The organism is Nocardioides sp. NPDC057767, assembly GCF_042798275.1.
Lineage (GTDB): Bacteria > Actinomycetota > Actinomycetes > Propionibacteriales > Nocardioidaceae > Nocardioides.
In genome coordinates, this window is sequence record NZ_JBHVKJ010000107.1 from 1 (window position 1) to 8,096 (window position 8,096).

At 75.1% G+C, this 8,096-nt stretch carries 7 protein-coding genes; all 7 read right to left on the reverse strand.

Features of this window, described 5'->3' with window-relative positions; all coding sequences use genetic code 11:
• Positions 1–129: 129 nt before the first annotated feature.
• Positions 130–423: an HU family DNA-binding protein gene (locus tag ACFVDI_RS28165; RefSeq protein ID WP_328532322.1), complete on the reverse strand. Its 294-nt coding sequence runs from the start codon at positions 421–423 to the stop codon at positions 130–132.
• 68 nt (positions 424–491) lie between these two features.
• On the reverse strand, positions 492–2,186 hold the full coding sequence (locus tag ACFVDI_RS28170; protein ID WP_378912187.1) for an ATP-binding cassette domain-containing protein: 1,695 nt from the start codon (positions 2,184–2,186) through the stop codon (positions 492–494).
• Entirely contained in the window at positions 2,183–3,841 is a 1,659-nt protein-coding gene (locus ACFVDI_RS28175; protein ID WP_378912188.1) for an ABC transporter ATP-binding protein/permease, read from the reverse strand. The genes ACFVDI_RS28170 and ACFVDI_RS28175 overlap by 4 nt, the downstream gene beginning before the upstream one ends.
• The gene (locus tag ACFVDI_RS28180; protein WP_378912189.1) at positions 3,838–4,848 is read right to left on the reverse strand and encodes a hypothetical protein; all 1,011 of its coding nucleotides are present in this window, start codon (positions 4,846–4,848) and stop codon (positions 3,838–3,840) included. The genes ACFVDI_RS28175 and ACFVDI_RS28180 overlap by 4 nt, the downstream gene beginning before the upstream one ends.
• A 16-nt stretch (positions 4,849–4,864) precedes the next feature.
• Positions 4,865–6,268 (reverse strand): YcaO-like family protein, encoded by a 1,404-nt coding sequence (locus tag ACFVDI_RS28185; protein WP_378912190.1) that lies wholly within the window; start codon positions 6,266–6,268, stop codon positions 4,865–4,867.
• Complete coding sequence (locus ACFVDI_RS28190) at positions 6,265–7,245, reverse strand: CocE/NonD family hydrolase (protein WP_378912191.1); 981 nt, start codon at positions 7,243–7,245, stop codon at positions 6,265–6,267. The genes ACFVDI_RS28185 and ACFVDI_RS28190 overlap by 4 nt, the downstream gene beginning before the upstream one ends.
• The coding region (locus ACFVDI_RS28195) for a hypothetical protein (RefSeq protein ID WP_378912192.1) at positions 7,242–8,096 on the reverse strand (855 nt) is incomplete at its 5' end. The genes ACFVDI_RS28195 and ACFVDI_RS28190, both read right to left, overlap by 4 nt.

Sequence of the window (8,096 nt, forward strand, 5' to 3'; positions counted from 1 at the left end):
CAGCGCCTCGAAGAACCGAACCTTCAACTCCGCAGACAACACGATCCCCGCAACTCCTGAAACTCAGGGTGTTGCGGGGATCGCTAGAGCCCGTCGTACGACCCGGCCCTTCGTGGTTGTCCAGGGGACTCAGCCCTTGGCGACCCGCTCCTTGAAGGCGGAGCCGGCCTTGAACGCCGGGCCCTTCGAGGCCGGGATCTTGATCTCAGCGCCGGTCTGCGGGTTGCGGCCGGTGCGAGCCGAGCGCTCGCGCGACTCGAACGTACCGAAGCCGGGCAGCGTGACCTTGTCGCCACCAGCGACGGCCGCGCTGATCGCCTCGATGGCAGCACCCAGGGCGGCGGAGGCCTGCGTCTGGGTGATCTCGGCCTGCTTGGCGATTTCGCTCACCAGGTCGGTGCGGTTCATGCGATCTCCTTTAATCGTTGATCCGAGCCGCAAAGGTTGACGAGATGCGGCTCGTCGCCAGCGTAGGCCAGACCTGCGGATCTTCAACCTTTACGCGCCGCGTGTCCCGCGTCGTTACGGGCTCTGCGGGGGTTTGCGGGGTCTGCGGAGGGCCCGGGCGGCACGATGTCGACGACCCGGTCCATCGCGGCCAGGGTGCGGTGGCGATGGGAGACCACCAGCATCGTGGCCGACACGGTGCCGAGCAGGTCGGTGACCAGCCGGGCGGAGGCTTCGTCGAGGTCCGCGGTCGGCTCGTCCAGGAGCAGGATCCGCGGGCGGTGCAGGACGGCACGCGCCAGCCGTAGCCGGGCCCGCTGCCCGCCGCTGAGGCGGAGGCCGCCCTCGCCGATGTGGCTCTCCGGCGTGACCGTGCCCGCGAGCCCGAGCCGGGCGAGCAGGTCCTCGATCTCGGCGTCGGTCGTCGACGGGGCGGCGACGGCCTCCCGCACGGTGCCGGTGAAGAGGGCACCATCCTGCTCGACGGTGGCCAGCGCGGCCCGCAGGTCGGTGTCCGAGACCGCCGCGATCGCCACCTGGCCCGAGGCTGCGTCCGTCAGCGCGACGGTCCCGGCGTCCGGGTCCCAGAGCCGGCTGGCCAAGGCCACCACGGTGGACTTGCCCGCCCCCGAGGCTCCGCGGAGGCCGACGTGCTCCCCGGGAGCGATCGTCAGGTCGAACCCGTCGAGCACCCGGCGGTCGTCGTAGCCGAAGCCCACCCCGCTCATCGTGAGACCGAGCGGTCCCTCGGGCAGAGCGGCGCTCGGGGCGTGGTGGGTGAGCGCGGCCGGGCGGGCGAGCTCCGTGCCGACCCGGGCGGCTGCGGCACGCAGGGCGGGCAGGCGGGCGCAGGTGGCGGATGCGTCGGCGACCGGTGCAACCGTCGCGAGCGCGAGGACGACCAGGGCGGCGACGTGCTCGGCGGCGACGTCCCGGCCGATGACGCCGACCAGCACGCCGACGCCGACGAGCGTCACCGCGGCCTCCCGGGCGCCGGCGAGGACGCGATGGGTGATCTCGAGCCTGCCTGCCGCCCGGGCGGCGACGGCGCCGGTCTCCCTGATCTGACGGCGCACCGGTCCGTGGATTCCGTAGCCCAGGACCTCGCGCAGGCCGCCCAGCACGTCGACGACACGGTCGGAGAGGGTGCCGGTCGCCTCGACCACCTCGCCTCCGAGCGCCTCCAGACGGCGCCGGCCGAGCGGCACGGTGGAGAGCACGAGTGCGAGCCCGGTGAGGGTGACGAGCGCGAGCACCGGCTCCACGACGGCGAGGAGGACCAGGCCGAGGAGCGCGTTGACCGCCGCGGCCGCGAGCTGGGCCACGGTGTGGGCGTAGAAGAACTCCAGACGCTCGGTGTCGCTCATCGCGGTCGACGCGGCCCGGCCGACGTTCTCGCGACGCCTGGTCGGCAGCGCGACCGCATAGCGGTCGAAGAGCGCCATCCGGAGCCGGGCGAGCACCCGGAACGCGAGCGCGTGGGAGGCGTCCATCTCGCCCCAGGTCAGCACTGCCCGGAGCACCACGAGGCCGGCCAGCAGCGCCCAGAACCAGCTCGGAGGTGCGCTGTGGAGCACGACGGCATGGCCGACGGCGGCGGCCAGCAGCACCGAGATCGCGCCCAGGCACACCTGGCTGACGACCACGAGCCCGATGGTGGCGGCGATGGCGCGGCGTTCGCCGCCCAGGTGGCCGAGCAGGCCGGTGAGGGGCCGCGCGGGCGCGGTCGTGGTGGTCATGCGTGGCTCCCGTCGAGCAGTGGGGTGAGCCGCCCGTCGGCGAGCTCGAGGACGCGCTCGACCCGGTCGAGCGACTCCTCACGGTGGGCGACCACGACCACGATGCGGTCGGCGGAGAGCCGTGCGAGCGTGGCGGTGACGGTGCGTGCCGAGGCCGGGTCAAGGGCGCTGGTCGGCTCGTCGGCGAGCAGGACCGGCCGGTCAGAGAGCACGGCCCGGGCCAGCGCGATCCGCTGGCGCTGACCGCCGGACAGGCTCGCTCCGGCGCTGGCGATCGGGGTGTCGAGGCCGGCGGGGAGGCGGCGTACCTCCTTCTCGATGCCGGCGGCCGCGCACGCCTCCCACAGGTCTGCCTCGCTCGCGGCCGGGCGGGAGACGCGGAGGTTCTCGCGGACGGTTCCCTCGAAGAGCACCGGCCGCTGCGAGACCACCGCGACGTCGGAGGTACGCACCGGCCGGTCGCCGAGGAGGACCCGGCCGCCGGTGGGGGAGAGGTGGGTGAGGACCAGGTCGAGGAGGGTGGTCTTCCCGGCGCCGCTCGGGCCGACGACGGCGGTGACCGCGCCGGGCTCGAAGGCGGCGCTGACGCCGTCGAGGATCGCCGGCCCGTCGGGGTAGGCGAACGAGACGTCGTCGAGGACGAGCGCGGCTCCGGGCGACGGCTGGAGGTCGTCCTCGGCCGGGCCGCTCGGCCCGGTGCCGTGGTCCCGGCCGACGCCGAGCCTTCGCAGCGCCGGGACGGCGGAGGTGCCGAGGTAGCCCGCGTGCCAGGCGGCGGAGAGGTCCCGGACGGGCCGGAAGACCTCGCTCACGAGCATGAGCGCCAGGTAGAGCTCGGCCGGTGGCACCCCGCTCCCGGTCACGCCGGCCACGAGGGCGAGGCCGGCGGCGGCGAGGGTGCCACCCTGGACGGCGAGGTCGATGAGCGCGGTGTCGAGCAGGGAAGTACGCATCACCCGCACCGTCGCGCGGTGCAGGTCCTGGCTCCGCCGGGCCAGCCGGGCACGGGTCGTCGCGACCCGGCCGAGCAGGCGCAGCGTCGACATCCCGCGGAGGGCCTCGAGCAGGTCGGAGCCGAGGCCCTCGTAGGTGTCCCAGTGGTCGTCCGAGCGCCGGCGCATGAGCCGCTTCCACAGCAGCGGGGCCAGCAGCGCGGCGGCCGCCGCCAGTCCGGCGGCGAGACCGGTGAGCGGGTGGACGAGAACCAGCAGGACGGCCACGACCGGGATCAGCACGAGGGCCTGGGCCAGCGCGGGCAGGTAGCGGGTGACGTACGCGTCGACCCCGTCGACCCCGTCGACGAGCGCCGTGCGGAGTCCGCCGTCGCGCCGGCCCGGGTCGTGCAGGGCCTCCGGTACCAGGACGCCGCGCAGCGCCTCGTCGCGCACCCCGAGGCGTACGTCCTCCCCCAGCCGTGCCGCGGCGCGGGCCTGCACCCACGACAGGAGCCAGCGTGCGGCCACGATCCCCGCGATCCACAGCGCTGCCGCCACCGCGCGGTCCTCGTCGCCGTCGACCACCGCGAACAGTCCCTGCGCCAGGGCATAGGCCTGCGGGAGATACGTGGCGGTCACCAGGACCTGCAACCCGACGGTGGTCGCGGCGGGTCCGGGATGTCGCAGCGCGGTGCGCAGCAGCAGGGTGTCGACCATCATCGGTCGGCTCCGTTCTCGAGGATGGCGAGGGCATGGACCAGCGGCGGTGAGCCCGCCGGCGGTGTGCAGAACCCGGAGACGGCACGGACGCCGTGGCCGCGGGCGTTCAGGGCGTAGGTGTGCCGAGCGGCCTCGCGATGCATCTGCCACAGCCGGGCGTAGCCGGTGGCGTCGAGACGGTCGGGACGCTCCCAGGAGATGACCCGGTCGGCGCCGAGCACCCAGGACTGGCCGCTCTGCCCGGCCACCTCGATGACCTCCGGTTGCGCGGGGACGCGGGTGCGGCGCTCGTGGAAGCGGTCCAGTGCAGGGCTGCGGCGCGAGCAGATCGCCGCTGACGCGACCTCGTCGAGTCGAGGAGCGAGGGGCAGCGTGATCCGGGCCATGGCGATCTCGGGAACCAGGCCACGCTCGAGCCACCAGGTGACCTCCGCCGCCCGAGGCAGGCCGAGGGCGCACCGGGCGGCGGTCAGGTCGGACCAGTCCGGGGGCAGGTGGGCGCCGGGAAGCAGGAGGAGCAGCGCCTCGAGCGCGTACGCCGCGTCCGCGACCCACAGCGGCCAGGAACGATGCCGGTAGCGGCCGAAGGTACGGCCCGGCTGGACCGTGAGGACGATCTCGAGGTCTCGCCCGGGCCCGGCGGGCTCCCAGGGCTCGGGCCGCCGCACGAGCTGCTCGGTCGCCGGGTTGTAGACGTAACGCCCCGGACCTAGATGTGCCCCGTGCCCGGGCGGTACCACCAGGTGCCATTGCACGGGGTAGCAGCCACCGGCCGAGGGTACGGCCCGGCGGGGGATCGTCGTGCGGGTCCCGTCGGGGCGCGGATGGTGGCCCCGCGCCCGCCACAGCCGGTGGACGGCCGTCGCCGCCGCGCCGCCGATCTCTGCAGGATCGACGGGCTCGACGGGCTCGCCGGTCCAGGGGTTCGCGCGTGGCCCGGGAGGCAGCGGTGCGCCCGGAGAGTCGGAGGAGAAGGCGCTCTCGAGGAGCGCCCGGCTCGAGGTCATGGTCGGCTCCTCCTGGTCACATGTGGGGCGGAGGGCACAGGGCCAGCGGCGCGTCGGGGTCGGCCGGGGTCCAGCCCCGGCGCTGCGCGGCCTCGCCGAAGCGCGGCATCCCGAGGTAGCGGAACGCCGCCGGGGCGTTGGGCATCAGGCCGGTGACGAAGGTGCGCACGACCCGCAGCGGCGTCTGCGCCACGTCGCGCGTGGTGAGGTCGCGGGTGATGACCCGGTGACCGCCCTCGTGCAGCCGGCGGCGCACCTCGGTGACGTCGGTGGCCGGCACCTCGGAGACGGGCACGGTGCCGAGGCCCGGTGCGGTGAACCGCTCGGCGAGCCGGTGCACCCGGGGATCGAGCCAGACCTGGACATGGGCGCCGAGGTCGCGGACGTTCGCGAAGTCCGGCCCCGCGGCGTCGAGGTAGCGGCGGTCCTCACGATGGTCGAGGTAGAGGCCCGGCGCCATCAGCCCGGCGCGTACGGCCTGGAAGACCCAGCCGTCGGCGTCGCGGCAGCCGAGGGTGTAGATCCAGGTGTGGACCGCCTCGAGCACGGCCTTGCGTACGGCCCGCACCGGGTCTGTGGAGGCAGAGAAGCCCGCGGCGTAGACACCCGTCTCCCGGTCGCGTACGAGCGCGGCCATGGCCGGGGCCAGGTCGGTGGGCATCTGGACGACGTGGACGTCGAGGGGCGCTCCCTCCAGGTCGGCGCTCAGGCCCGGGACCGAGGCGGTGTCGATCCCGCGAGCCGGTCCGCCGTGGTGCCACCACACCTCGAGGGCGTCGCGCTCGACGACCTCGAGAAGCCCACGGTCGTGCGCGTCGGCGGCGCCCTGCCCGGTGGCGATGCCGGCGTAGTTGAGGTGGAAGACGCGGTCCAGGTGGACGAACCGGCGCTGGCGCCAGTTGAGGCCGACGAGGGCGTGCGGCATCCACACGTCGGCCGCCTCCTCGGTGTAGCCGGTGACCGGCTGCTCGCGGCAGCGGCTCCACAGCGTCGGCACGTGGTCGTCGAGCGTGCGGTAGGGGAAGTCGGGACGGGCGAGCTGATCGGCGCTCCACGAAGGGAGATCATCGAGCTCGATGACAGGTTCGCCCTGGTCCCGCAGCTCGGCCGCGGATCCCACGCGGAACTCGGCCGGGTCGAGCCCGTCGGGGATGAAGTTGCCGCAGTAGCGCTCCACACCCTCGGCGATCGCGGCGATCCGTGCGCCCTCGACGTCCCCGAACGTCGTGCCGAGCGAGACCCGGTCGGCCGGCCAGTCACCGAGCCAGCGTGCGTCGGAGACCTCGGCGGTCAGTGAGGTGTAGCGCAGCGGTGCCCGCTCGGGGCGCAGCACCTCGCGCACCCGCCGGATCAGGCCGGTCTCCTTGTCCACCAGCCGCTCGACGTCCAGCGGCGGCATCGCCGTGGGTGACCCGGTCATGCGTGTCCTCTCTCGGTTGCCGGCGCGGTCGTGGTGACGAGTGGCCGCTCGGTCCAGGCCCGGGCGGCGACATCGAGCCGGAGCTCGTGGCCGGGTGCGGGCTCGCCGTCGGTGAGCCAGCGCAGGATCGTGCGGCCGGGGGAGCCGGCAGCGTCGTACGCCGCCCGGAGCGTGGGGTCCGCGGTGCCGAGGTCGTGGCCCCAGGGGCCGCTGACCAGGGCGCTCTCCGCCCCGCTGCGGCAGCCCCACCCGGCGGCCAGCCGGCGGGCGTACGCGTCGAACGGGTCGGCATCGCCGGTGACCACCAGGAGCGGCGCGGTGGCGTCGCCGAAGTGGTCGGCCAGGTCGAGCGCCGGGGTGGCCCAGAGCTCGCCGAAGGCGTCCAGGCGCGCCGCGCCCCAGCCGAGACCGGCCGCGGCGGCCATCGGGCCCTCGCGGTCCGCGACGGCGGTCGCGGCCCGGAGGACCTCTGGCGCCAGCGCGGGCTCGGCCCGGCGGCCGAAGCCGTGGATCGTCCACCAGCCGAGCCGGTCCAGGTGCTGCGGGGTCCCGTCGACGGAGTAGGCGGTCTCGTGGGCGCCGAGTGCCGGGACGAGAGCGACCACCCGGCTCACCCGGCGGTCGGCCCGTGCGGTCTCGAGGGCGGTGTGGGCGGCGTAGGAGGCGCCGTAGGCCACCACCGGGGTCCGCGGGCAGCGCTGATGCAGGGCGTCGACGGTGTCGACGCCGTCGATGGCCTCGGCGGCGTAGGGCCGCCAGCTGCCGCCGGAGGTGTAGCGGCCGCGTACGTCCTGGACCAGGCAGTCGAAGCCGCGACGGGCCAGCGACCGCGCGAGCGGCAGGTGAGAGTGGGCGTCGTACGGCGTGCGCACGAGCACCACGGCCTGTGCGGCGCCGATCGCGCGGGCCAGCCAGCCGCCGAGGACCACGCCGTCGCGGGTGCCGACCGGGAAGGGAACGACCTCGGGACGGGTCACCGGGTGGGTCCCTGCGGGCGCGGCGCCGGCTCGTCGAACCCGAGGACCGTGTGGGTACGTTCGCGCAGACCGTCCCCGATGACGCGCAGCAGGCGCCGGTGCTCGGCGACGGCGGGATCCCCGGCCGCCCAGTCCTCCAGGATCGACAGACAGCGCGCGACCGTGAGGGTCAGGGTCGCGCGGGCCAGCGGCCGTGGGTCGCGGCGGCTGCTCGAGAGCCACGAGGAGAGCTCGGGGGCGGCGGGGGAGGCGGCCAGCCGGCGGCGGCTGACCTGGTCGGGGGTGGCCTCGGTGCCGTCGACGGCGAGCGGGAAGATCAGCATCCGACTGCCCTCGCGCCGGCCGTGCAGCAGCACCGTTCCGTCGCCGACGAGCTGCCCCCGGCGCTCGTCCGGCTCGGAGCGCTGCGGAGCCTCGCGTACGTCCACGACGGCATCGGCACGCGGAGTCTGCCCGCTTCCGTGGTCGCTCCCGTCGTCGCGTCGGACCTCGGCGCCCGATCGGGTGAGCTCGGCGGCCAGCGCGCGGCTGAGCCGGTCGCGGCCGAGGACGAGCACGCTGCGCCGGCCCTCGGGCCACCGCGAGGCGCGGACCCGCGCCTCGCGTTCGAGCGCGGCGCGGCGTACGCGCAGGAGGTAGCGGTAGGTGGTGACCCGGCCGCGGCCGGGCAGGTCGTGCAGCCTGAGGAAGTCGCCCGAGCCGGTACGCAGCGCCGGCATGTCGGGGGAGAGGCGGACCTCGCCGCGGGCGGCGGGGAGTGGACGCCAGTCGTGTCTGGGGTACATCGGGGCTCCTGGCTGCTCGGTGGTCGATGGTGGGGGATGGGCCGGGGGCGCCGGGCTCGTCAGCCC